This is a genomic window from Sphingomonas sp. Leaf62 (genome assembly GCF_001421915.1).
GTDB lineage: Bacteria > Pseudomonadota > Alphaproteobacteria > Sphingomonadales > Sphingomonadaceae > Sphingomonas.
Genome location: NZ_LMLN01000028.1, coordinates 462,238 through 487,200 on the forward strand (window position 1 = coordinate 462,238; position 24,963 = coordinate 487,200).

The 24,963-nt window shown below is 66.0% G+C and carries 20 protein-coding genes; 6 read left to right on the forward strand and 14 right to left on the reverse strand.

Going from position 1 to position 24,963, the window contains the following annotated elements; genetic code table 11:
• Positions 1 to 3: 3 nt before the first annotated feature.
• From mobA to ASE91_RS13710, 4 genes are all read right to left on the reverse strand, one after another.
• Positions 4 to 543, reverse strand: coding sequence for a molybdenum cofactor guanylyltransferase (mobA, locus tag ASE91_RS13695; protein ID WP_056626978.1), 540 nt, complete (start codon positions 541 to 543; stop codon positions 4 to 6).
• Positions 540 to 1,319: a formate dehydrogenase accessory sulfurtransferase FdhD gene (gene fdhD / locus ASE91_RS13700; protein ID WP_056626980.1), complete on the reverse strand. Its 780-nt coding sequence runs from the start codon at positions 1,317 to 1,319 to the stop codon at positions 540 to 542. Before fdhD ends, mobA begins: the two co-directional genes overlap by 4 nt.
• Entirely contained in the window at positions 1,316 to 3,595 is a 2,280-nt protein-coding gene (locus tag ASE91_RS13705; protein ID WP_443024540.1) for an FdhF/YdeP family oxidoreductase, read from the reverse strand. Before ASE91_RS13705 ends, fdhD begins: the two co-directional genes overlap by 4 nt.
• 65 nt (positions 3,596 to 3,660) lie before the next feature.
• On the reverse strand, positions 3,661 to 4,845 hold the full coding sequence (locus ASE91_RS13710) for an acetyl-CoA C-acyltransferase (RefSeq protein WP_056627221.1): 1,185 nt from the start codon (positions 4,843 to 4,845) through the stop codon (positions 3,661 to 3,663).
• Positions 4,846 to 4,939: 94 nt separating this feature from the next.
• Here ASE91_RS13710 and ASE91_RS13715 point away from each other — a divergent pair, with 94 nt between their 5' ends.
• Positions 4,940 to 5,692: a prepilin peptidase gene (locus ASE91_RS13715; RefSeq protein ID WP_056626984.1), complete on the forward strand. Its 753-nt coding sequence runs from the start codon at positions 4,940 to 4,942 to the stop codon at positions 5,690 to 5,692.
• Here the strand turns inward: ASE91_RS13715 and ASE91_RS13720 are convergent.
• Both ASE91_RS13720 and gntA read right to left on the reverse strand, forming a co-directional pair.
• Entirely contained in the window at positions 5,689 to 6,276 is a 588-nt protein-coding gene (locus ASE91_RS13720) for a DUF1989 domain-containing protein (RefSeq protein ID WP_056626986.1), read from the reverse strand. The two genes, ASE91_RS13715 and ASE91_RS13720, sit on opposite strands and share 4 nt — an antisense overlap.
• Entirely contained in the window at positions 6,273 to 6,959 is a 687-nt protein-coding gene (gntA, locus tag ASE91_RS13725) for a guanitoxin biosynthesis heme-dependent pre-guanitoxin N-hydroxylase GntA (RefSeq protein WP_055994748.1), read from the reverse strand. Before gntA ends, ASE91_RS13720 begins: the two co-directional genes overlap by 4 nt.
• 103 nt (positions 6,960 to 7,062) lie before the next feature.
• Here gntA and ASE91_RS13730 point away from each other — a divergent pair, with 103 nt between their 5' ends.
• Positions 7,063 to 7,524 (forward strand): MarR family winged helix-turn-helix transcriptional regulator, encoded by a 462-nt coding sequence (locus ASE91_RS13730; RefSeq protein WP_055997029.1) that lies wholly within the window; start codon positions 7,063 to 7,065, stop codon positions 7,522 to 7,524.
• On the opposite strand, the gene ASE91_RS13735 is transcribed toward ASE91_RS13730, so the two are convergent.
• Complete coding sequence (locus tag ASE91_RS13735; protein ID WP_235530487.1) at positions 7,518 to 8,522, reverse strand: YihY/virulence factor BrkB family protein; 1,005 nt, start codon at positions 8,520 to 8,522, stop codon at positions 7,518 to 7,520. The genes ASE91_RS13730 and ASE91_RS13735 overlap by 7 nt on opposite strands.
• Positions 8,523 to 8,720: 198 nt before the next feature.
• Here ASE91_RS13735 and ASE91_RS13740 point away from each other — a divergent pair, with 198 nt between their 5' ends.
• From ASE91_RS13740 to ASE91_RS13750, 3 genes are all read left to right on the forward strand, one after another.
• Positions 8,721 to 10,856, forward strand: coding sequence for an autotransporter assembly complex protein TamA (locus ASE91_RS13740; RefSeq protein WP_056626988.1), 2,136 nt, complete (start codon positions 8,721 to 8,723; stop codon positions 10,854 to 10,856).
• Positions 10,856 to 15,082, forward strand: coding sequence for a translocation/assembly module TamB domain-containing protein (locus ASE91_RS13745; protein WP_056626990.1), 4,227 nt, complete (start codon positions 10,856 to 10,858; stop codon positions 15,080 to 15,082). The genes ASE91_RS13740 and ASE91_RS13745 overlap by 1 nt, the downstream gene beginning before the upstream one ends.
• A 158-nt stretch (positions 15,083 to 15,240) precedes the next feature.
• The gene (locus ASE91_RS13750; protein ID WP_056626992.1) at positions 15,241 to 15,807 is read left to right on the forward strand and encodes a nucleotidyltransferase family protein; all 567 of its coding nucleotides are present in this window, start codon (positions 15,241 to 15,243) and stop codon (positions 15,805 to 15,807) included.
• Between the two features lie 66 nt (positions 15,808 to 15,873).
• On the opposite strand, the gene ASE91_RS13755 is transcribed toward ASE91_RS13750, so the two are convergent.
• Positions 15,874 to 17,034 carry an endo-1,4-beta-xylanase gene (locus ASE91_RS13755; RefSeq protein ID WP_056626996.1) on the reverse strand — a complete coding sequence of 387 codons (1,161 nt, stop codon included), beginning with the start codon at positions 17,032 to 17,034 and terminating at the stop codon, positions 15,874 to 15,876.
• Positions 17,035 to 17,585: 551 nt separating this feature from the next.
• Between ASE91_RS13755 and ASE91_RS13760 the strand changes: the two genes are divergently transcribed.
• The gene (locus ASE91_RS13760) at positions 17,586 to 19,724 is read left to right on the forward strand and encodes an alpha-glucuronidase family glycosyl hydrolase (protein ID WP_200911260.1); all 2,139 of its coding nucleotides are present in this window, start codon (positions 17,586 to 17,588) and stop codon (positions 19,722 to 19,724) included.
• A gap of 103 nt (positions 19,725 to 19,827) precedes the next feature.
• On the opposite strand, the gene lexA is transcribed toward ASE91_RS13760, so the two are convergent.
• The 6 genes from lexA to ASE91_RS13790 all read right to left on the reverse strand — a co-directional run bounded on the left by lexA (position 19,828) and on the right by ASE91_RS13790 (position 24,882).
• Positions 19,828 to 20,490, reverse strand: coding sequence for a transcriptional repressor LexA (gene lexA, locus ASE91_RS13765; RefSeq protein WP_056626999.1), 663 nt, complete (start codon positions 20,488 to 20,490; stop codon positions 19,828 to 19,830).
• 53 nt (positions 20,491 to 20,543) lie between these two features.
• On the reverse strand, positions 20,544 to 21,722 hold the full coding sequence (locus ASE91_RS13770) for a molybdopterin molybdotransferase MoeA (protein ID WP_056627001.1): 1,179 nt from the start codon (positions 21,720 to 21,722) through the stop codon (positions 20,544 to 20,546).
• 349 nt (positions 21,723 to 22,071) lie between these two features.
• A complete protein-coding gene (moaC, locus tag ASE91_RS13775) occupies positions 22,072 to 22,539 on the reverse strand; it encodes a cyclic pyranopterin monophosphate synthase MoaC (RefSeq protein ID WP_056627002.1) in 468 nt (155 codons plus the stop codon).
• Positions 22,536 to 23,312, reverse strand: coding sequence for an indole-3-glycerol phosphate synthase TrpC (gene trpC / locus ASE91_RS13780; protein WP_056627004.1), 777 nt, complete (start codon positions 23,310 to 23,312; stop codon positions 22,536 to 22,538). Before trpC ends, moaC begins: the two co-directional genes overlap by 4 nt.
• Positions 23,309 to 24,301 carry an anthranilate phosphoribosyltransferase gene (gene trpD / locus ASE91_RS13785; protein ID WP_056627006.1) on the reverse strand — a complete coding sequence of 331 codons (993 nt, stop codon included), beginning with the start codon at positions 24,299 to 24,301 and terminating at the stop codon, positions 23,309 to 23,311. The genes trpC and trpD overlap by 4 nt, the downstream gene beginning before the upstream one ends.
• Positions 24,298 to 24,882, reverse strand: a complete 585-nt coding sequence (locus ASE91_RS13790; RefSeq protein WP_056627008.1) for an anthranilate synthase component II — start codon at positions 24,880 to 24,882, stop codon at positions 24,298 to 24,300. The genes trpD and ASE91_RS13790 overlap by 4 nt, the downstream gene beginning before the upstream one ends.
• Between the last annotated feature and the right edge of the window lie 81 nt (positions 24,883 to 24,963).

A 24,963-nucleotide genomic window follows, 5' to 3' on the forward strand; every position in this document is an offset into this window, starting at 1 on the left:
CTGTCAGTCGCGTTGCGCGCTCAGCCGCGCGAGATCGGCCTGTGTATTGACGTTGGCGATCTGGCCCTCGACCGTCACCGGCTCCGCGCCGATCCAGTCGGCAAAGGCCCGCACCGATCGCGATCCCGGACCGCGCAGCACTGCCTGCAGCGTCGTACTCGCATCGACCGGCCATAGCCCGACAACGGGCAGGTCAGGCAGATAGGCGGCAGGCCCGACCGCCGACAATTGCGCGCGCAGGTCGCCCGGCACGAACGGCGTATCGCACGGCACCGTCAGTACGTGCGTGAACCCTTTGGCACAGGCATGGTGCAGCGCCGCCGCGATCCCGCCGAGCGGCCCCAAATCGGGGGCGGGGCGATCGGGCACCGCCTCTAGTCCTTCATGGGTGCGTCCGACGACGATCAGGGCATCGACTTGCGGTTCGACCGCGTCGGCGACGTGGTCGATCAGCGCACGTCCGTCGATCGCGGCCAGCGCCTTGTCGCTGCCGAAGCGGCTCGATCGGCCGCCGGCGATGATCGCGCCCAAAATCCGCGTCATGACGCGAGCATCGCATCGGACCGGACCAGCGTCCGCAGTGCCAGTCCAGCGGCAGCGGCCCGGTCCATCGCCAGCGTCGTCGCGGCGGACAGCGTCGCCAGCATCGGGCATCCCGCCAGCACCGCTTTTTCGACCAGTTCGAACGAGCAGCGCGACGACAGCAGGGCGAAGCCGCCGTCCCAGTCGAACCCGCCCCGCCGCATCGCGCCGATGAGCTTGTCGAAGGCATTATGCCGCCCGACATCCTCGCGGACCAGCCGGATGCTGCCATCGGCTGCGCAGAGCGCGGCGGCGTGGGTCGCGCCGGTCGCCAGTGCCAGCGGCTGATGATCTCGAAGCGCGGCGGCGGCGGCGAACAGGGCCGCGTCGCCCGCCGTCGATCGCGCGGTCACGGTCGGCAGCGGGCGCAATGCCTGCTCCAGATTCTCGATGCCGCACAGACCGCAGGATGATTCCGAAACGCGGTGCCGAACCCGGTCGGCGACCCGCTCGTGCCGTTCGGGTATCAACGTCACGCGCAGCAAGGTGCCGGCATCGGTGGCATGCGCACTCACCTCGACGACCTCGTTCGCCTGATCGGCCAATCGTTCGGCGAGCACGAAGCCGTGCGCGAAATCGCCAAGTTCGTTCGGTGTCGCCATCAGCACCGCATAGCCCAGACCGTTCACTTCGATCGCCACCGGCGCTTCGACGGCTACGGCGCGGTCATGCTCGGTCCGGTCCCCCGCCGGCGCCACCCGGTCGAACCGTCGAATAATTGTTCCATCGGCATTCATCCGGCGACGATACGGACCGGCACCGCTTTCGCGGCGGGTGTCTTCGATGCGTGATCGTGCCAGCCGATCGGGATCAGCGGATTGAGTTCGGGATAATATCCCGCGACACACCCGTTGGGCAGGTCGAACGGCACGACTTTCAGCCCCGTGACCCGGCGATCGACGCCGTCCTCGGCATCGCCAACCAGCGTCACGACCTGCCCCTTGTGCAGTCCCGCCTTGGCTATTTCGGTCGGGTTCATCATCAACACGTCGCGCGTCCCCGAAATTCCACGGAAGCGGTCGTCATAGCCGTAAATCGTCGTATTGAATTGATCGTTCGAACGGAGCGTCACGAGCCGTAACCGGCCTGGCGCATCGTCGATCGCCGTTCCGGACAAGGACCGGGGAATGGTGAACTCGGCCTTGCCGCTGTCGGTCTTCCACACCCGCTCCCGCGCCGCATTGCCGCGATAGAATCCGCCGGGCGTGAACATGCGTTCTTCGAAATCGTGAAATTCTTCGGGATAGGTCGCTTCGATCAATGCGCGGATCTTCGCATAGTCACCGGTCCAGCCGTCCCAATCGACTTTCGGATTGGGATCGAGCGTCGCCTTGGCCATGCCCGCGACGATCGCGACTTCAGATTTCAGATGCTCGCTCGCCGGTTCATGCGTGGCGATCGACCCATGGATATGGCTGAACGTATCCTCGATCGTGACGATCTGCTCGCCGCCGGCCTGCTTGTCGACTTCGGTCCGGACCAGACAGGGCAGGAGATACGCCGTCTTGCCGTTGATCAGGTGACTGCGGTTCAACTTCGTCGCGATCTGCACGGTCAGGCGGATGTCGGGCCACGCCGCCTCGATCCGCTCCAGATCGGGGATCGCGCGCAGGAAATTCCCGCCGAGCGAGACGAAGGCCTCGATCTCGCCCTTCAAAATGTCCTCGCACGCGGTGACGGTGTTGTGGCCCTGCTCCATCGGCGGCTCGAAACCGAACAGTTCGCGCAACCGGTCCATCGGCACGAGCTCGGGCTTTTCCGAAATGCCGACGGAGCGCTGGCCCTGCACATTGCTATGTCCGCGGACGGGCGACATGCCGGTGCCGACGCGTCCGATATTTCCCTTCATCAGCAACAGGTTCACATAGGTCACGACATTGTCGAACCCGTTGACCTGCTGCGTCAGTCCCATGCCGTAGATGCCGATCGTCCGATCCGCCTCGACATAGACCTGTCCCGCTGCCTCGATATCGGCGCGCTTCAGTCCGCTTTCGCGCTCGATATCCGACCAGTCGGTGGCGCGGACCATCGCTTCGAACTCGGCGAACCCGGCGGTATGTTGTTCGATGAAGTCGACGTCGAGGACATGGACCTTGTGCTCCGCCCAGTTCTTGTCCTCGGCAGCAAGCACATGCTTGGCGAGGCCGATCATGACCGCGACGTCGCCGCCGGGTCGGACCTGATGATATTGGCAGGAAATCTTGGTTTCGCTGCGGGTCGCCATCTCGAACGGATTTTGCGGATCGGTGAACGCGATCAGGCCCGGCTCCTTGACCGGGTTGAACGTCACGACCTTGCACCCGCGCTTCACCGCGTCGCGCAGCGGGTGCAGGAAGCGCGGGCTGTTCGATCCGGTATTCTGCCCGAAGAAAAACATCGCATCGCAATGTTCGAAATCGTCGAGGATCGAGGTGCCGACCGGCGCACCGATCACCTTCTTCAGCGCGACCGACGTGGTCTCGTGGCACATGTTCGAACTGTCGGGCAGGTTGTTGTGCCCATAGAGCCGCGCAAACAAGGCGAAGAGATAGGATGTTTCGAGGCTGGCGCGGCCCGACGCGTAGAAGATCGCCTTTTTCGGATCGATCGCGCGCAGTTCGGTACCGATCGCCGTAAAGGCTTCGTCCCAGCTGCATTCGACATAATGGTCGGTGGCTTGATCGTACCGCATTGGGTGGGTCAGCCGCCCCTGATGCTCAAGATCGAAATCCTTCCAGCCCTTCAGTTCGCTGACCGAATGCGTGGCGAAGAATTCGGGGGTGCAGCGATTGGGGGTTAGGTCCCAAAGGGTCGCCTTGGCACCGTTCTCACAGAATTCGAAAGGGTGCGGCTCGGCCGGTTTTCCCCATGCGCAGGAGGTGCACATGAAGCCCTTGGTCTTGTTCTGGCGGGCAAGCTGGGCGAGCGCGGCGGGACGGTTGCGTTCCTTGCCGAGGATTTTCGACATCCCCTTGACCGAACCCCACCCGCCGGCGGGGCCGTCATAGCCCACTACATCTTCGCGATCCGCCACCGTCATCCCCTCGCCACGCCGTATGACCCACCTTTACGCAGCACGATGCGCGAAAGTTCCGACACTCAATCGACCATCTCGACCGCGAGAGCGGTGGCTTCGCCGCCGCCGATGCACAGCGACGCCATGCCCCGCCGCAATCCGCGGGTTTCCAGCGCCGACAACAGCGTCGCCAATATTCGCGCGCCGCTTGCCCCGATCGGATGGCCCAGCGCGCACGCTCCGCCATGAACGTTGACGATGTCGTGCGGCAGGTCGAGATCGTGCATCGCCGCCATCGTGACACAGGCGAACGCCTCGTTCACCTCGAACAGGTCTACGTCACCGCTCGCCCAGCCGGCCCGATCGAGCAACTTGCGCATGGCAAAGGCCGGCGCGGTCGCGAACCGGGCAGGTGCATGGGCGTGTCCCGCATGGGCCACGATCCGCGCGACCGGGGTTAGGCCCAACCGTTCGGCGACCGATGCCCGCGCCAGCACCAGCGCCGCCGCCCCGTCCGAAATCGACGATGCGTTGGCGGCGGTGATCGTCCCGTCTTTGGCGAAGGCGGGCTTGAGCGTCGGGATTTTCGATGCGTCGCCGCGCGTCGGCTGTTCGTCGGTGCGCACGGTCGTCGTGCCCTTGCGGCCGGTGATGTCGACCGGCACGATCTCACGATCGAACGCACCCGATGCCTGCGCCTCCTCTGCCCGGGTCAGCGACGCGATGGCGAACGCGTCCTGCGCCTCGCGGGTAAAGCCATAGGCGGCGGCGGTTTCCTCGGCAAAGCTGCCCATCAGCCGGCCGGGTTCGTACGCATCCTCCAGTCCGTCGATATACATATGGTCGAGCAACCGGTCGTGTCCGATCCGCGCGCCGCCGCGGTGGCGGTGCGATAGATAGGGGGCATTGGTCATGCTCTCCATTCCGCCAGCGACGATGAGATCGGCCGAACCGGCGGCGAGGGTGTCGGCGGCCATCATCACCGCCTGCATACCCGATCCGCACATCTTGTTAACGGTCGTCGCCTCAACATGCTGCGGAAGGCCGGCACCCAGCGCCGCCTGTCGCGCCGGGGCCTGTCCAAGGCCGGCGGGCAAGACGCACCCCATATAAATGCGTTCGACCGCCTCGCCCGACAGCCCCGCCCGCGCGACCGCCGCCCCGACCGCCGCCGCACCCAGTTCGGTTGCGCTGGCATCGGTCAGACACCCCTGAAAGCTGCCCATCGGCGTACGGGCATAGGACAGGATGACGACGGGATCGGACATGCGGCTCTCCACGGACTATGGTTTCGTTTGTTATCACATCTAGGGGGAAGGCCGCCGCCTCGCAAATGCCGGTGATTGCCGATAGGGGCGGGCCATGGTCGCTGCGCTCCCTCCGTCCTTCTGGCCGATCCTGCTCGGCGTGCTTGGCACGGTGTTCGGCAGTTTCATCGCGACGCTCGCCATCCGCTGGCCGCAGGGGCGGTCGATAGCGGTCGGGCGATCCGCGTGCGACGGTTGCGGCCGAACCTTGCAGGGCAGCGAACTGGTGCCGTTGGTCAGTTACATCGCGCTACGCGGTCGATGCCGTAGCTGCGGCATCTGCATTGTGCCGGGTCATCCAGTTACCGAACTGCTGGGTGCGACGATCGGTATCGTTGCCGGACTGGTTGCGCCGGGCGTCGACGGCGTCGCCGGTGCAATTTGTGGCTGGCTGTTGCTGGCCTCGGGTACGATCGATCTCGCCGCGTTCTGGCTGCCCGACCGGTTAACGGCGGCCCTTGCCATCGCTGCCTTGGTCGGAGGCGCGGCGGGCATCGCGCCTGATGTGACCGACCGTATGATCGGCGGGGCGGGGGGCTTTGCCGCACTGTCGCTGGTAGCGACGTTGTACCGCCGAATCCGGGGTCGAACCGGTCTTGGCGGCGGCGATCCCAAACTGTTCGGTGCGATCGGCCTGTGGCTCGGCTGGCGGGCATTGCCAGCAGTGTTGTTGATCGCATCGATCGCGGGCTTGGCAATCGTCGCCGTGATGGCGCTTGCCGGCCGGCGTCCGGCGGCCAGCGACCGCCTGCCGCTCGGCACGCTGCTGGCCGCCGCCGCGTTCCTGTGCTGGACCCTGTCGGCCTAGGCTGGCTCGACCCGGTATTCGATCGGCTTGAAGCTGCCGCCGTTCGATGCCGGGGCCGAACACGCGGTCAACCCGATGATCAGATCCATCGCCGCGCGAAAGGTGATGGTATCGCCCGCCTTGCTGATCGGCGGCAAGACGCTCAGCTTTCCTGTTGCGGCATCGACCGGGACGTTCATGAAGCAGTTGAATGCCACCGGTATCCGGTCAGGCGATATGCCGTACGGCTCGAGCGCCGCCGCCAGATTGCCGAAGCATCCACGATGCGGCGGGAGGTCGGGGTAGAAATGATGGAAGGTATCGTACGAGCAAGGCGTCAAGAGAAAGTCGTGCATCCCGACCATATCGTCGACGATCTCCAGCATCACCCGACTGCGGTTTGAATACAGCCGGTGCCCGGTCGTCAGCCGGATCGTCTCGGCATAATCGAGCGTACGCCCGGAGGAGATGACCTCGTCCAGATCATCGGCATTGAACGCCAGCAGGTCCGCGACCTGACATCCGCGCGGGTCGACCACGACCAGCGTCTCGCCCTGTCGGAGGGGGAAGGCGGTGCCGGAGCGTTCCGGGATGACGATGTTCAATCGCCTTCCCCCGAATAGTGGAAGGGGCAGGACCAGCGATCGTCGACCTGCCGTCCGCTATATTGCCGCGCTTCGCTCGCCGCGCCGTGGCGCGCCAGCATCGGGTTGCGGCTGCCGGCCAGCGCCTCGTCGCGCACGAGGATCTTCTCACGCATCGTCTCGTACTTGCCCTCGGCGCGCAGGCGTTCGAACTGGTCGTGCAGGTTGAACACCAGCGTCGGCCGGTCGAACCGCCGCGCCGGCCGGCTCGATCGGGGATGAAGGCCGACGATGAAGAACGCCTCGCCGCCGAAGCTCAGCGAGAAATGCGGGTTGTTGGGGTCGGCGCTGACCCGGGTGTCATAATCCTGCCCGCGCCAGACATCCTTGTCCGACAGCGACTGGACCCGTTTCCATAACGCATGTTCGAACTCGGTTTCGGTCAGATCGTCCGGCCCGTCGAAGATGACGGCGAAGCTGCGATACATCGTCCGGTCGCGGCGATAACTGACGGCGAGTTGCATCAACGCATCGTGAATGCGGACATCGTCCCAGGCGCTGTCGATGCGCGAGCAGGCAAGAACGTCCAGCGTCCCCTTCGCCATCGCCGATTTCGCACCGACACAGGGGAAGGCGCGGTCGTCGACATGCTCGAACAGCATCGCCTGCAGACGATCCTGCGCCTCGTGTTTCCAGTTGAACATTGCGGAGACCCCGACCCGGTTATTGGATGAACAGTACGTTTCGCCCCTGACACCGGTTCCGCGCCTGTTGACGGGCGGCGACGGGGCGGCAACAATCAACACCGTGAACAAAAGACTGCTTCTCGACGATTTCCTGCCGTACCGGCTGTCCATCGCGTCCAACCGCGTGTCCGACGCGATCGCATCGACATATCGATCGTTGTTCGGGCTGCGCATTCCCGAATGGCGGCTGGTGACGGTCATCGCCGAGAGCGAGGGCATCACCCAGCAATCGCTGTGCGTGGCGACCCGCATGGACAAGGTGACGGTCAGCCGCGGTGCGATCGCGCTGGTCGATCGCGGACTGGTCGAACGCCGCGCCAATGCCGGCGATCAACGGTCGCACCTGCTGCAACTGACACCGTCGGGACGCGCTCTGTACGAACAGGTCGCACCGAAGGCACTGTTGATCGAACAGGAACTGTTCGCCGCGTTCAGCGCCGAGGAAATCGAGGTGCTCCGCGACATGCTCGGGCGGGTGCAGGCCGCCGCCGACGCGATGGAACAGCGCACCGTCGATCAATAACGGTCGCGGCGCGGCTTTGCCTGATGCTTGGTCGGCAGCGTATCGGCCAGCCGTGCGCCGCGCCGGCCCATCGGCCGCGGATGGCCGACGGTCGAATCGATCGCGGTCTGCCGCTCCGCCTCGGCATTGATCTCCGCACCGATCAGGATCGCGAAGCTCGATACGAACAGCCACATGAGCAGCACGACGACCGCGCCCAGCGCGCCATAGGTCGCGTTGTAATTGGCGAAGTTCGCCGCATAAAGGCCGAACAACACCGTCGCCAGCAGCCACAACACGGTCGCTGCGACCGACCCGACCGAGAGCCAGCGCCAACGCGCCGGTGCGCGGTCGGGGCCATAGCGGTAGGCGAAGGCAATAGCCGCGCTCGCAATGCTGCCGGCGACGATCCACGTTGCGCCTTGAATGACGACCGCGCCGGCGGTCCCCAGAAACTCGGTCTGGGTGCGGATCCATGTCAGCACGCCAGCCGACACGATTCCGACGAGCGCCGCGACGATCGCCGCGACGGTAATCATCGCCGACAGCAGCGTCGTGGTGATGATGCTGCGTTCGTCCTCCTCTTCGTAAATCACGTTCAGCGCCTGAATGATCGCGCTGGCTGCGCGCATCGCGCCGTAAATGGAGAGGAGCAGCGCGATGGCGAGGCCGAATCCCGCCTGTGACGACGCGGTCGTCACCACCGCAATCAATTGATCGGAAATCAGGCGTGCGGCGTCGGCCGGCACCAGTTCGAAGATCGTTTGCATATGCCGCGAGACCGTCGACGGGTCGGCAACCAGTCCATAGGTCATCACGATCGCGCCGAGCAGCGGTACGAACGACAAGAAGGCGTAGAAAGCGACCCCTGCCGCCATCAGCGTCAGATTGTGATAGCCGACCATCGTGTAGACGCGGAACAGGATCGCCCGCCATGCGGGCCACGGGTGCGCCCAGGGATGGGACGACTGGCTCCCCGGAATTGTCGCCGGATCAATCTGCATCGCGGTATCGGTCACGCTGTTCCCCTTGCCTGCCGACACCAACGCTTCCCGCTTTGTTGGGATGCAAAATTTTTACCATATGAACCAAATCATTGGTTTGGCGTTTCTCGATCTGCCGGGGGTTGTGCACTGCAACGTCCGGGGCAAGGGGACGGGGACGAAACGTTGGGGGATTTTCGCGCGCGGACGATCTGTATCTTGTTGGCGGGAACGATGACCGCACCGGGTGCGCTGGCCCAGACGAAGCGCACTTCGCCGCCACCGATCGTCGTACCATCATCGTCCCAGAATCCGCCGGTCGATGGCGCGATCGTGCCGGACCCTGAATTCGACGCGGCGCTGCCGAGCCTGTCGGGCGATATCAACGCGCCACTCGAGCCGATGTCGGGGTTCGACGCGCCAGCCGCGCCGACGCCGCAGACCACTCCGCCGGTCCTGCCCGCGCCGCCGACGGCACCGGCGACCGAGGCGGCAGTTCCCGCGGAAACGCTGCCCGACGCGGTCCTGCCGGAAGCTCCCGAACTGGCCCAGCCGCTGCCGCCGCTGTCGTCGTTCGATGTGACCCCGGTCGAGGTCGCCGGAACCGATGACAAACGTGCGGTCGAAATCCGCTATGATACCGTCGTTCGTGGCCTCGACGATATCGATGGAACCGCGCAGTTCAAGGCGCTGTCGTCGTTGCAGGAGGGCAAGGGCAAGGCCGCCAACGCGACGATGGTGCAGGCGCGCGCGCGCGAGGACGAACAGCTCGCGATCCGGATCATGCGGGCCAAAGGCTATTATGACGGCACCGCGACCTCGGCGATCGAAAACCCGCCGGGCGAACGTATCCGTGCCGTCGTCACGGCCATTCCGGGCAAGCAGTTCACGCTGGGGTCGATCCGTATCGATACCCAGCCGACCGTGCCGCCGAACCTCGTCCAGCGCGAATTGCCGCTGAAGGTCGGCGATCCGGTCGATGCCGAACGGATTCAGGCAGCGGAGGCGAATGTCAGCCTGAGGCTTCCGCAACAGGGCTATCCGTTCGTCGAGGTCGGGCAACGCGACATCCTGCTCGACGACACGGCCTATACCGGCGCGTACACCCTGCCGGTGACGACCGGGCCGCGCTCGTCGTTCGGAACCTATTCCACCACCGGCAAGCTGGCGTTCGATGCCGATCATGTCGGTGTGCTTGCGCGGTTCGAGCAGGGCGAACTCTATGACAATCGCAAGGTCGACGATCTGCGCGCGGCGCTGGTGTCGACGGGCCTGTTCTCCAGTGTCTCGGTCGAACCGCAGCGGACCGGGCAGCTTGCCCCCGACGGAACGGAACTCGTAAACCTGCTGGTGCGGCAGGATGCCGGGCCGGCGCGGACGCTGGCGGGTGAGGGGGGCTACGGCACGGGGCAGGGCATCCGCCTCGAAGGATCGTGGACCCACCGCAATCTGTTCCCGCCCGAAGGAGCGCTGATCGTTCGCGGTGTCGCCGGCACGCAGGAACAGGGCGCGGGCGTCACGTTCCGCCGGTCCAACGCCGGTCGCCGCGACCGGACGTTCCAGATCCTCGCCAATGCCAGCCGCACCAATTACGACGCGTTCGAGGCGTTCACCGGCACGCTGGGTATCCGTTGGTCGTATGACTCGACACCCATCTGGCAGAAGCGGTTTACCTATGCCTATGGTGCCGAACTGATCGGCACCAACGAAGATACCTACGACTTCGACGTCGGAGAGCGTCGTCGCAAGACCTATGGCATCGCCGCGCTGCCGTTGTTCGCCGGGTTCGACACGTCGGACAATCTCCTCAACCCGACCAAGGGCTTCCGCGTGAAGTTGAACGTCAGCCCCGAAGCGTCGGTGCAGGGTGCGGTGCGCCCCTATGGCCGGTTCATGGTCGAGGGCACCGGCTATTATCCGATCGGCGAGAGCATCGTTATCGCCGGGCGCGCCCGTGCCGGATCGATCCAGGGCATCGCCCGCAACGATCTGGCCCCGTCGCGGCGCTATTATGCCGGTGGCGGCGGATCGGTCCGTGGCTTCGGTTTTCAGGAACTCGGCCCCCGCACGCCCGAGGTCGATGAGGATGGCAACAATCTGAACCGTCCGATCGGCGGCCGCAGCCTGAACGAATTCGCGATCGAGGCGCGCTACCGCTTCGGCGATTTCGGGATCGTGCCGTTCCTCGACGCCGGTCAGGTCTATGAATCGAGCCTGCCGAAGGGGTCGGACCTTCGCTTCGGTGCCGGTATCGGCGGCCGGTTCTACACCAATTTCGGGCCGCTCCGCGTCGATGTCGCCACGCCGATCGCCCGGCGACCGGGTGAATCGAAGATCGCCCTCTACATCTCGATCGGGCAGGCTTTCTGATGACCGACGCCGAACTGCCCGCCGCCGACGCTGTGACCGTCCGCGACCGTCCGCTCTGGGTCCGCATCCTGAAATGGATCGGCATCGCGATTGTCGGCCTGTTGCTGCTGGTCGTGGTGCTGGTGTTCGCGCTGAACACCGGACCGGGCCGCGGTTTTCTCGTCCGGCAGCTCGACGGCTACACCACGGCGTCGGGGCTGAAGGTCAATGTCGGGCGGATCGACGGATCGCTGTACGGCGCGATGACCATCCGCGACCTGCGGCTGAGCGATACGCGCGGCGTCTTCGCGGACTCGCCCGCGATCGCACTCGACTGGCGGCCGTTCGCCTTCACCAACAGCCATGTCGATATCCGCAGCCTGACCAGCCCGCTGGTCCGCTATGCCCGTAATCCGGTGCTGAAGGATACGCCGCCGGGCGACCCGAACGCGCCGTTGCTGCCCGATTATGATATCGACGTGAACCGTCTGCGCGTCGACCGGATCGAGGTCGGCCCGGCCGTGACCGGCCAGCGTCACATCGCCCGTCTCGACGGTGCCGTACATATCGCCGATCGCCGCGCGCAGGTGACCGCCAACGCCGCGACCATCGCCGCGCCGGGCGACGCCGGCGGCGACCGGGTCGCGCTGAAACTCGACGCGGTGCCCGACGATAACCGGTTCGATATCGACGCCCGCATCGTCGGGCCGGCAAATGGCATGATCGCCGAGATGGCCGGGCTGAAGGCGCCGGTCGTCGCTACGATCGCCGGCAATGGCGACTGGAACGACTGGCGCGGCCGGCTGGCCGGCACGCTCGGCGGGCAGCAGCTTGCCGATCTTGCGGTGACCGGGCGCGATGGTCGCTTCACCGTGCGCGGTTCGACCCGTCCGGGCCTGATCCTGCAAGGGCCGGTCGAACGGCTGACCGCGCCGCGCCTCGACGTCGCGATCGACGCCGCGCTTGCCGATCGCAAGGCCGATACGCGTATCCAGCTCCGCTCCAGCGCACTTGCGGTCAATGCCGCCGGTCTGCTCGACCTCGGCAACAGCCGGTTCGGCAATTTCCGGACCGAAGCGATGCTGCTGACCCCCGGCGCGATCCTGCCGAACCTCAACGGTCGCTCGGTTCGTGCGGCGGTGGTCCTCGATGGCGGCTTCGGTACCCCGACCGTCGACTATAAGGTACAGGCAGCCGCACTCGGCTTCGGCGAGACCGTGGTCGAACAACTCTATGCCGAAGGTCGCGCAACGGTCGACGCCGACAGGATCCTGATCCCGATCGCGGCAAAGGCGCGTCGCATCACCGGGCTGAACGCTGCCGTGGGCGGGCTCGTCACCAATGTCGCGATCAACGGCGACCTCGCCATCTCCGGCGATCAGGTGCTGTCCGACAATCTGCGCATCCGTTCCGACCGGATCGATGCGACCGCGATCGTCGCCGCCAACCTGACCACCGGCCGCTATACCGGCGCGATCAAGGGGCGGATCAACGATTACGAAGTTGCCAGCATCGGCATCCTCAACCTGTCGACCGATGCCAATCTTTATGCCGCACCGGGCGGCGGCTTCGGGATCAAGGGACGGGTCGTTGCCCAGACCACGCGACTGTTCAACGAAGGGGTCCGCAACTTCCTCGGCGGCAATGTCTCGACCACGCGCGTCGATGTCGGTGTCGCGCCCGACGGGATCATCACCTTTTCCAACCTGCGGATGAACGCGCCGCAGTTCCGCATCACCAACGGTTCGGGCCGCTATGATCCGGCCGGACCGCTGCTGGTCAAAGCCGATGCCGTTTCGACGCAATATGGCCCGCTGTCGGCGCGGGTGACCGGATCGGTCGCCGCCCCGCAGGTGCTGTTGCGCGCGGCCCGGCCGGGCGTCGGCGTCGGGCTCGTCAACCTCGAAGCGCGGGTGCGCGGGCAGGGCGACCGGTACGCGATCCAGGCGACCGGTGGCACCAATTATGGCCCGTTCCGCGCCGATGTGCTGGTGTCGACCGCGCCGCGCCTTGTCGCCGACATCCGGTCCGCGACCTTTGCCGGCGTGAATATCGATGGTCGGGTCGAGGCCACGAATGCCGGACCGTTCGCCGGCCGCATCAACTTTGCCGGATCGGGGATCGCCGGCATCGCTCGCCTGTCGGCACAGGGCCGCTACCAGCGCGCCGACGTGAACGCGCAGGCTTCGAACGCCGCGATCCCCGGCAACATGGGCATCCGCATCGGCCGTGCGATCGTGACCGCCACCGCGGTGTTGTACGACGAGCCCGAAATCGTCGCCGATGCGCAGGTCGCCAACCTGTCGATGGGCAACTTCCTGCTCGAACGCAGCCGTGCGAAGGTCAATTATCGCGGCGGCAACGGCACGGCACAGCTGTTCGCGCAAGGATCGTCGGGCGTGCCGTTCCGCGTCGCCGCCAATGCCCGCCTGCGCCCGAACGACTATTTGGTCGCGTTGCAGGGCGTAGCAAACTCGATCCCGTTCAAGACCGTTAATCCGGCACGGATCGTGTCCGCACCGGGCGGCTATCGTATGTACCCGACGCGGATCGATTTTGCGCAAGGGTCGATTCGCGCCGCCGGCGTCTATGGCAACGGCATGTCGATCCAGACCCGGCTCGACCGGCTCGACCTCACGATCATCAACGCCTTCATGCCCGGAACCGGAATCGGCGGCACCGCGACCGGCAGCCTCGATTTCGCACAGGCCGCGGACCAGAGCTTCCCGCGCGCCGATGCCCGCCTGACCATCCAGAACTTCCAGCGGACCAGCCTCGCCTCGGTTTCCGAACCGGTCGATATCGTGTTCGCCGGGGACCTGCGTCCCGAAGGCGGCAGCGGTCGTGCGCTGATCCGTCGCGGTACGACAACGGTCGGGCGGATGGTCGCTAACCTGCGGCCCCTGCCGCCGGGCAGCGGATCATGGATCACGCGGATGCTGGCGGCACCGCTGTCGGGCGGCATACGCTATAACGGGCCGGCGGGCGTGCTGTTCTCCTTTGCGGGTCTTGCCGACCAGCAGTTGAGCGGGCCGATCGGCATCGCCGCCGACTTCGGCGGCCGGGTACAGGCGCCGCAACTGACCGGCGTGGTCCGCGCCAACAACCTGACCTATGATAACGAGACGCTGGGCACCCGGCTGACCAATCTCGGCATCAACGGTCGCTTCACCAACGATCGGTTCGAATTGACCCAGTTGCGCGCGCGTGCCGGCGAAGGAACGATCGCCGCACAGGGTTCGGTCGGGCTGGCAGCGAATAGCGGATTCCCGATCGATATCCGTGCCCAGCTGCGCGATGCGCAACTCGCGCGCAGCGATGCGCTGGCGGGGTCCGCAACCGGCGATATCCGTATCCAGAACGGTGCCGATGGCGGGCTGATCTCGGGCGATCTCACCATTCCCGAGGCCCGCTATGAAATCATCCGGCAGGGTGCGGCCGAAGTACCCGAACTGACCGGGGTCCGTCGGAAGAGCGATGCAAATCGCGGCGCGGCGGCACCGCAACAACGTCCGGCGGCTTCCGCCGGCCTGTTCCGCCTCGCGCTGCGCGTTCGCGCCGACAACCGGTTGTACGTGTCGGGCATGGGACTGGAATCGGAATGGGAGGCCGATCTGCGGATCGGCGGCACCTCTGCCGCGCCGGCCATTGCCGGTCAGCTGCAACTGGTGCGCGGTACCTATTCCTTCGCCGGCAAGCGTTTCGACGTCGAACGCGGGATCGTCCGCTTCGAAGGCGAGAATTACACCAATCCCTCGATAGACATCGCCGCAACGACGACGGCTGAGGGGATCACCGCCTCGATCAACGTCACCGGGTTCGCACAGGCACCGCAGATCGCATTCAATTCGACCCCGGCACTGGCGCAGGACGAGGTGCTGTCGCGGTTGCTGTTCGGTAGTTCGGTGACCAACCTGTCGGCTACCGAAGCAATCCAGCTGGCGGCGGCGCTCAACTCGCTGCGCGGGTCGAGCGGCGGCGGTCTCAACCCGCTCGGGAAGTTGCGCTCGGCGACCGGCTTCGATCGCCTGCGGGTGCTGGGCGGCGATGAGGCGACGGGGCGCGGGACGTCGCTCGCCGCCGGCAAATACCTGACCGACGATATCTATATCGAGATCATCACCGACGCGCGCGGTTTCACCGCCACGCAAATCCAGATCGCGCTGACCCGCACCTTGAGCGTGTTGTCGCAGACCGGATCGTTCGGCGGATCGAATGCGTCGGTGCGGTACAGCCGGGATTATTGACGGATCGGGGGTTGACGCACTCCGATCCTCATCGCCGGCGAAGACGGCTTCGGCTCGACGGGGCGTTCTCGCGACGGGCGCTGGCGGAGGCCTGACGATCATGCGGTCCACCCGGCATGACCGTACCGTCGGGAGCTTGATGGTGATAGCCGCGGGACATGGACGCGCATTCACAGGTCATTGCCATTCTGCGGGCTGATCCGCTTCGATGGCATCTACTGGGGGTGGTACGTGCGCTGAACCTGCGGGACGGCTGGATCGCAGCGGGTTTCGTCAGGAACGCGGTATGGGATCATCTTCATGGCCGTGCACCTTCCGCACCGACGGGCGATGTCGACGTCATCTGGTACGATCCGCTCGTAATCGATCCGGTCGAAGACCGCCGCTATGAAGCGATGTTGCGAGCGGCGGAACCGGGTATCGCATGGTCGGTGAAGAATCAGGCGAGGATGCATGTTCGCAACGACGATCGGCCGTATCTTTCCGCGACCGATGCGATGCGCCATTGGCCGGAAACGGCAACCGCCATCGCCGTTCGCCGACGGGGCGAAGAGGGTTGCGAAGTGGCGGCCCCGCTGGGCCTGAACGACTTGATGCACCTTATCCTGCGGCCGACGTCCCGCTTCATCGACGAAAAACGCGCCATGTACGATGGGCGGGTCGCGTCGAAACGATGGATTGAGAATTGGCCGCGTCTACGGCAAGAGCCCGGCGAGGGCCGGTAGCGACGCAGGACATTTGCAGCTGCAAGGCAGCAATCGGCCCATGATGCGTGCGTCGGCCTCCCGAACCTACGCCGCCTGGCCCACTTGCCGCACGCCGCCAGCCAGCGCCGCCAGCATCGCCGCCCGCAACGGCTTGGCCTTCAGGTCCGTATCATAGGGACAGCCGCGCGTGACTTCGCCGTCGGGACGCGGCTCGAACCCGCGCAACCAGCTGTAGCGGTCGCTCAATCCCCAGGCGAGAACATCGCCAAGCTGCGGATAGGACAGCATGATGTCCAGATAGGCGCGGGCGAAGTCGGCGACCCCCCGGTCGCGTGGGCCGATCACCGCTGGCAATCCCTTGTCGCGCACGTCGAATTCGGTGATGACCAGCCGATATCCCATCGCGGTGACCCGGTCGAGAAATGCCCTCCATTCGGGTTCGAGCCGCTTTGCCACCACGCCGGCGTCGGTCGTCGGCTGGAACAGTCCGATATGCGATTGCACGCCCAGCGCATCGACCGGCGTGCCGCGCCGGCGAAAATCGGCCAACAGCGCCAGCACGCCGGCACGGTGTTTGGCGTTGCCGTCTTCCCAGCTCATATAGTCGTTATAGACCAGTTCGGCATGCGGCGCGGCGGCGCGAGCGGTGCGGAATGCATGGTCGAGCACGTTCGCCGTGCCGCCCATCGCCCGCGACAGCGATGTTTCGCGCAAGGTCCCCGTATCGGGATCGACCGCTTCGTTCACCACGTCATAGCTGTCGATCTTGCGGCCATAGCGCTTGGTTACGGTGTCGATATGCTGGTCGAGGATGCGCGCAGCCTCGATCGCGGGGCGCTGGCCAAAGTCATGGTTGTTCAGCCAGGCCGGGAACCAGCGCGAATATGCCCAGAACAGCGTATGGCCGCGCAGCGCGAAGCCGTTCGTCGTCGCCCATTCGACCATCGGATCGAACCGGCTGAAATCGAACCGGTCGGCGGCGGGACGAATCGCCTGCCACTTCATCTGGTTTTCGGGCACCAGCACATCGCAGTCACGCCGCAGCAATGCGGCATAGGCCGGGTTGGCGAACGATCCTGCATCAGCTCCGGCCGGGCTCCACGCAAAGGCCGACCCGAAACGGCGGCCCTTGCTTGCAGCGGCGGCCTTCAAGGTGCCGGCGGGCGCATCGGCGGCGCGGACGGTGGTCGCGGCGAGGAGCGCGGCGCTGCCCGCCAAGATGCCGCGACGATCGATCATGGTCATGCGACGGCCTTTCCATCGATAGGGGTGTAGTTGGTCACGATCGGGCGAAGGTCGGTCGCTGCCGGCGATAGGTGCAGGCCGTGACGCGGAAGGTCGGTTGGTATCCGCGGACCGTTTGGAGAATCAGTCTCGCGCGCGTCGCCACTGACATTCGGGGGAGCGCACCAGCCGGTCCGCCGATGCCGCCGACCGATCCGGCCAACCAGCAGGGGCACAGGTCGCCAGGCAAAGCATGAAGCTTGAGGGAAACGTGCCGACGCCCGGTACGCGCCAGTCGGATCGGTCCGACCGCGACCCGTCTGCTGCGTACCTCGACCGTGCGGGCGATCGGCGCAACGCTGAACGTCGCCGTCGTGTGTCGGCGCCTGCATCCGTCCGGCCAGCGGGGCACACCGATGGCGGACGATGCGGTAGGACTCCCCTCGATCAGGCGGATTCAGGAACATGCACTCTCCGGTCCCACGCTCTAGCGACGTGATAGCGCTACCATGATCGGTATGATATGGCCGTGTCAACGCCGTCGGTCAGACGGGATGGATAGAGGATGCCCGATGCTGAAATGGTTGGGGTGGGTCGTGCTTGCCGGTGCACTATGGGCCGCACCCGCGCGGGCCGAAGATGGCTATGACCTGTGGCTGCGCTATCGGTCTTTGCCGACGGCGCAGGCTGGAGCCGTTGCGACGCAGGCGACGGCGATCGTGCGCGACGAACGTGACCCGACGATCGAGCTTGCCGCAGTGGAACTGGCGCGAGGCCTGTCGGGACTGACGGGGCGGGCGGTTGCCGACGGCACTGTCACCGATGGTGCGATCGTGATCGGAACGGCGAAGTCCGCGCGGATCGCCGGGCTGGGGTTGCCGTTGCAGTCGATCGGCCGCGAAGGGTTCGTGCTGCGGTCGGTTGCGATCGACGGCAAACGGAGGACGGTCGTCGCTGCGAACAGTCCGATCGGCGTGCTGTACGGCGCGTTCCGGTTGCTGCGGATTGCGCAGACGACCGGCAGCCTGGCCAATATTTCGGTGACCGATCGGCCGAAGCTGGGCCTGCGATTGCTCAACCATTGGGATAATCTCGATCGCTATGTCGAGCGTGGCTATGCCGGCCGGTCGCTATGGGACTGGCAGAAATTGCCCGGTTTCGCGGACCCGCGTTATACCGATTACGCGCGCGCCAACGCATCGATCGGTATCAACGGGACGGTCCTGAACAACGTCAATGCCAGCGCCGATATTCTGAAGCCCGAGTTCATCGGCAAGATCGAGAAGCTGGCCGCGATCTTCCGGCCATGGGGCATCAAGGTCTATGTCTCGGCGCGGTTTTCGGCGCCGATCGAGATCGGGGGGCTGAAGACCGCCGACCCGCTCGATCCGCAGGTCGCGGCGTGGTGGAAGACGAAGGCCGACGACATCTATGCCCGCATTCCCGATTTCGGCGGGTTCCTGATCAAGGCCAATTCCGAAGGGCAGCCCGGACCGGGCGATTACAAGCGCAGCCATGCCGACGGCGCGAACATGCTGGCGGCAGCGGTCAGGCCGCATGGCGGGATCGTGATGTGGCGCGCGTTCGTCTATGCTAGCGAAAAGCCCGAGGACCGGGTGCGGCAGGCCTATAGCGAGTTCGCGCCGCTGGACGGCAAGTTCGCCGACAATGTCATCGTGCAGGTCAAGAACGGGCCGATCGATTTTCAGCCGCGCGAGCCATTCCATCCGCTGTTCGGGGCGATGCCGCGCACGCCGCTGATGATGGAGGTGCAGATCACCAAGGAATATATGGGGTTCGCCACGCACCTCGTCTATCTCGGCACGATGTGGCAGGAGGTCCTGCGCAGCGACACCTATCGTCCGCGCAAGGGCACGACGGTCGCCGATGTGCTCGACCGGCCGGTGCGACCGGGGGCGCTGACGGGAATCGCGGGCGTGTCCAATATCGGTACCGATCGCAACTGGTCGGGATCGCAGTTCGATCAGGCGAACTGGTATGCGTTCGGGCGACTGGCGTGGAACCCCGACGACGACGCGCGTGAGATCGCCCGCAACTGGGCGGCGATGACCTGGGGTGCCGCCGCAGCGGAGCCGATCGTCCCGATGATGATGCGGTCGCACGAGGCGGTCGTGGATTATATGATGCCGTTGGGGCTGAACCACCTGTTCGCGACCGGGCATCATTATGGGCCGGGGCCATGGGTCGACGATCTGGCGCGGGCGGACTGGAACCCGGTCTATTTCCACAAGGCGGACCGGAACGGGATCGGGTTCGACCGGACGCCGACGGGGAGCGATGCGGCGGCACAATATGCGCCGGTGCTGGCCCGGCGGTTCAGCGATCCTAAGGCGGTGCCGGAAAACCTGCTGCTGTGGTTCCACCATGCGTCATGGGATCGGCGGATGGAGTCGGGACGAACGCTGTGGGAGGAACTGGTCGCGCGGTACGACCGGGGCGTGGCCGAGGTGACGGCGATGCAGGGGCAGTGGGCGGCGATCGAGGGACAGGTCGATGCACAACGCTTTGCCGAGGTCCGTCAGTTCCTCGCGATCCAGCGGCAGGAGGCGCAGTGGTGGCGCGATGCGTGTATCGCCTATTTCGCCGAGGTATCTGGCCGTCCGCTGCCGGCCGGGGTGACGCCGCCGCCGCATCCGCTGAGCTATTACAAGGCGATACGGACGCCATGGGCACCGGGGAACGGCAAGTAACGACAACGCCCCGCCCGGCGATCAACGCTGGACGGGGCGTCAAAGGTCACGAAAGTCACACTCGCACGCGTTATGCGCGCAACCGCGAATCGCTCCTATTCATTCAATATCGGCGGAGCAGGCCGGCCAGCTTGCCCTGTACGCGCACCTGTTCGGGGCGATAGCGTTGCGGGTCGTAGCTGCGATTGGCCGGATCGAGACGGATCATCGCCCCTTCGCGACGAAAATATTTGAGCGTCGCTTCGCTATCCTCGATCAGCGCAACGACGATTTCCCCGTCGCGTGCCGTTTCGGTGCGGCGAACCAGCGCATAGTCGCCATCGAGGATGCCCGCCTCGACCATCGAATCACCGGCGACTTCGAGCGCATAGTGATCGCCAGCCCCGAGCAGCGCGGCGGGAACGGGCAGCGTCGCCTGACCCTCGATCGCCTCGATCGGGACGCCGGCAGCGATGCGACCGTGAAGCGGCAATTCGACGACGTCGTTGGCGGGCTGCGGCGCGGGCCGGGGCGCGGCGGCAGGCTTGGCCGCCACCTTCTTCGCGACAGGGCGCTCGGGCATCCGCAGCACTTCGAGTGCGCGGGCGCGGTTCGGCAGGCGACGGATGAACTCGCGTTCCTCCAGCGCCGAGATCAGGCGATGCACGCCCGATTTCGATTTGAGATCGAGCGCCTCCTTCATCTCCTCGAACGAAGGGGAGACGCCGGTCGCGCGCAACCGGTCATCGATGAAGCAGATCAGCTCGTGCTGCTTACGCGTCAACATGGGGTTCTCCGTCGGAACAGACGTGGAACCAATAGGAAACGATTTTCTTGCCGTCAAGCTAGTTGCAGGATTTCCGCCGAGTCGCCCGCTTCCGCCGCCGGCGCGTGCGGCGCGCGTACGATCAGGCAGTCCGAGCGGGCGAGCGTCCGTAACATCGAACTGTCCTGAATGGCGGCGGTCGATGCCTGCCCGTCGATGAGCGTCGCCCGCAGATAATCCTGCCGCGGTCCGTTGGCGGGCAGCGGATGCGCCAGCATGGCACGGGACGTGCGGGGCAGCGGATCGGCGGCACCGGCCAGCCGCGCGACCAGCGGACGGACGAACAACAGCGCGGTGATATAGGATGACACCGGATTGCCGGGAAGCCCGAGCACCGCCGCGTCGCGGAGCGTTCCCGCTAGCATCGGTTTGCCGGGCCGCAGGGCGATCCGCCAGAAATCGAGCGTCCCGCCCGCCGCCGCCAGCGCCGGCCGGACCAGATCATGGTCGCCGACCGACGCGCCGCCGGTGGTAACGAGCAGGTCGCATTCCACGCCGGCAAAAGCGTCGACCAGCGCCTCCATCCGGTCGGGCAGGATGCCAAGATCGATGCGGTCGACCGGCAGGTCGGCGAGCAGTCCCGCCAGCATCAAGCCGTTGGTTTCGGGCAGCTGGTCGTCGCCGATCGGCTGTCCGGCGGGGACCAGCTCGTCCCCCGTGGCGGCGATGGCGACGCGGACGCGACGACCGACCGACAGTGTGCCGTGCCCGGCGATCGCGGCCAGCGCTGCGCGGGCAGGGGTAATGCGTTCGCCTGCCGCGATCAGCAGCTCGCCTTCACGAAAATCGAGGCCGGCGCGACGGACATTGCCGCCCCGGACCGGACCTTCGCCCGACAGGTGCAGGCAGTCACCGTCGCGCGTCGCCTCCTCCTGCACCAGCACGCAGTCGGTGCCGGTCGGCATCGCCGCGCCGGTGAAGATGCGGGTCGCCTGGCCTTCATCGACGGTGCCGGCGAAGGAGGCACCGGCAGCGCTTTCGCCGATGACGTCCCACGGGCCGGGCAGATCGTCGAAGCGGATCGCATAGCCGTCCATCGCCGATAGCGGGCGCGCCGGCTGGGTCCGGCGCGCGACGATGTCCGTCGCGGCGAACCGACCGATAGTGTCGGCGATGGGGAGAGTTTCGGCGGCGGTGGCGCGACCGAGCGCGAGGACACGGCCTTGGGCTTCGGCGACGGGGAGGAGGCGCATGGGTCGGCCTTCATATCGTTAGGAGGGGCGTTTCGTTGCTCCGGACTTGATCCGGAGTTTCGCTTTTGTCGAGCGGCGAGAAGGTGGCGGGAGCCGGGATCAAGTCGGGACTTTTGCGAACGTACTTATTCCTACCCTTCCGTACCCCCGCGCAGGCGGGGGTCCAGCGCCAGACAGAACAACGGCTTACGCTTGGAACCCTGGACCCCCGCCTGCGCTGGGGTACGGCAGAGGCGAGGGATCGGTACTTTCGTACAGATCTCCGTCAAGTCCGGGGCGGCGTTTGGTGGCGGAAGGGTGGTACTTCAACACAGGGCGAGAGCAGACGAGATATCGCGCCCGGTCCCGATCACCCCCGCACCCAATTCCCGGACTTGCCGCCCTGCTTTTCCAGCACGCAGATCCCCTCGATTACCATCATCTTGTCGATTGCCTTCGCCATGTCATAGACCGTCAGCAATGCGGTGGAAGCTGCTGTCAATGCTTCCATTTCCACGCCGGTCTTGCCATCGGTCGCAGCGGTTGCGTGGACGCGGATCGCGGTTTCCTCGAATGCGAACTCGATCGACGCTTTGGTCAACGGTAGGGGGTGGCAGAGCGGGATCATGTCGCTGGTGCGCTTGGCGGCCATGATGCCGGCGATACGGGCTACGGCGAGGACGTCGCCCTTCTTGACCAGCCCGTCGCGGATTGCGACCAGTGCTTCGGGTGACATGGTGATGCGACCGGTGGCGATGGCAACGCGCTGCGTCACTGCCTTGCCGCCGACATCGACCATGTGCGCGCTGCCATCGGCGTCGAGATGGGTGAGGCTCATCCGATCATCGCGCGGGTCGCGGCGTCGACATCGTGATGGCGCATCAGCGCCTCGCCGATCAGGAAGCAGCGGACACCGTGTTCGGCCATCGCGTCGAGATCGGCGCGCGTGCTGAGCCCGCTCTCGGCAACGAAGGTGCAGCCCGCCGGGGCGTGATCGACCAGTTCATAGGTCCGATCAAAACTTACCGAGAAGTCTTTGAGATTACGGTTATTTACCCCGATCAGACGCGATCGGAGGGCGAGTGCCCGCTCCAGTTCGGCGCGGTCGTGGACCTCGACCAGCACGTCCATGTCGCGTTCGATCGCCGCTGCCTCGATCTCGGTCATCTGTGCATCGGACAGTGCGGCGACGATGATGAGGATCGCGTCGGCCCCAAGCGCGCGCGCCTCGGCCACCTGCCACGGATCGACGTTGAAGTCCTTGCGCAGGACCGGGAGGTCGCAGGCGGCGCGGGCAGCGACCAGATAGTCGTCGGCACCTTGGAAATAGTCGATATCGGTCAGCACCGACAGGCAGGCCGCGCCACCGGCCTGATAGGCGCGGGCATGGGCCGGCGGATCGAAATCCGGGCGGATCAATCCCTTGGACGGGCTGGCCTTCTTGATCTCGGCTATCAGGGCGTGGCCCGGTTTTGCGTCGAGCGCGGCGCGAAAGCCGCGTGGCGGGGTGCGTTCGCTGGCGCGGGCGTCGAGATCGGCGATGCTAGCGCGGGCGCTGCGGGCGGCGACCTCACTCCGCTTGGTGGCGAGGATGGTGTCGAGCATCGTCATGGGTAGGCGATCCATTGGTCGAGCAGGCGGTCGGCCGCGCCGCTATCGATGGTGTCGGCGGCGCGTTCGGCTCCGTCGCGAAGGTCGGTGGCGGCGTCGGCAACAAGCAGCGCGGCGGCGGCATTGAGCAAGACTGCGTCGCGATACGCGCTCTTCTCGCCCTTCAGCAGTGCGCGCAGCGCGGCGGCGTTATGCGCCGCGTCGCCACCCCGGATCGCGCTGATCGGATGGCGGGGCAGGCCGGCGTCTTCGGGGACGATGCGGTCGGCCATGGCCATGCCAACGGGAACGACGATGGTCGGACCGGCACCGGAAATTTCGTCCAGCCCTTCCTCCCCCGACACGATCAGCGCGGTTTCGGCGCCGAGCAGCTCCATCGCTTCGGCATAGACGACCGCATAGTCGGGGCGGGCGATGCCGATCAGCTGGCGGGTGGTGCGGGCCGGATTGGCGAGCGGCCCCATCAGGTTAAAGATGGTGCGACGGCCGATACGCTGGCGGATCGGGGTGATACGCCGCATCGCCGGATGGTGGTTCGCGGCGAAGAGGAAGGCGATGCCGATATCGCGCAGGCTGGATTCGGCCATCGCACCGGCCAGCGTCATGTCGAGCCCGAGCGCTTCGAGCGTGTCGGCGGCCCCGGCCTTGCTGGACGCGGCGCGGTTGCCGTGCTTGGCGACGGGTACGCCGGACGCCGCGACGACGAGGCTGACGGCGGTCGAGACGTTGAGCGTGTGGTGGCCGTCGCCGCCGGTGCCGCAGACGTCGATCGCGTTGGCGACGGGGGCGATCGGGATCATCCGTTCGCGCAGGGCGCGCGCGGCCTCGGCGATCTCGATGCTGGTTTCGCCGCGGATGGCGAGGTCGGTCAGGAAGTTGGCGATGGCATCGTCGCCGACCGTGCCGTCGAGGATCGCGGCGAACGCCTCGGCCGCGCTCTGGTGGCTGAGCGGTGTCGACGGGTCGGGGAGCAGGGTGGTGACGGTCATGCGGGCATCGTCGCGGCCAAGCCGGCATGTTTCAGGAAATTGGCGAGCATGGCGTGGCCATGTTCGGTGGCGATGCTTTCGGGGTGGAACTGTACGCCGTGGATCGGCAGCTCGCGGTGGCGCAGCCCCATGACGCTGGCGTCGGACGCGGTCGCGTTGACGGCGAGGCAGTCGGGTATCTCGGTGACGATCAGCGAGTGATAGCGGGTGGCGATGAAGGGCGAGGGCAGCCCTTCGAACACGCCGGTGCCGTCATGCTCGACCGGACAGGTCTTGCCATGCATCAACCCGCCGCGCACGACCTTTCCCCCGAAATGCTGGCCGATCGCCTGATGACCGAGGCAGACGCCGAGCAGGGGCCGGCGCGCTTCGGCGCACGCCGCGACGAGGTCGAGCGAAATGCCCGCTTCGGTCGGGGTGCAGGGGCCGGGCGAGATCAGGAAACCGTGCGCGTTGCTGGCAAGCGCGTCGGCGGCGGTCATCGCGTCGTTGCGCTCGACGCGAACCTCGACACCCAGTTCCATCAGGTAATGGACGAGGTTCCAGGTAAAGCTGTCGTAATTGTCGATGACGAGGATCATGGCACTGCCATAGCGTGTAGCGGCGTGCGTGCAACGCCCCGAACGTGCGGTGCGTTCAGCCTGCGCTCATCCGGGACGGCG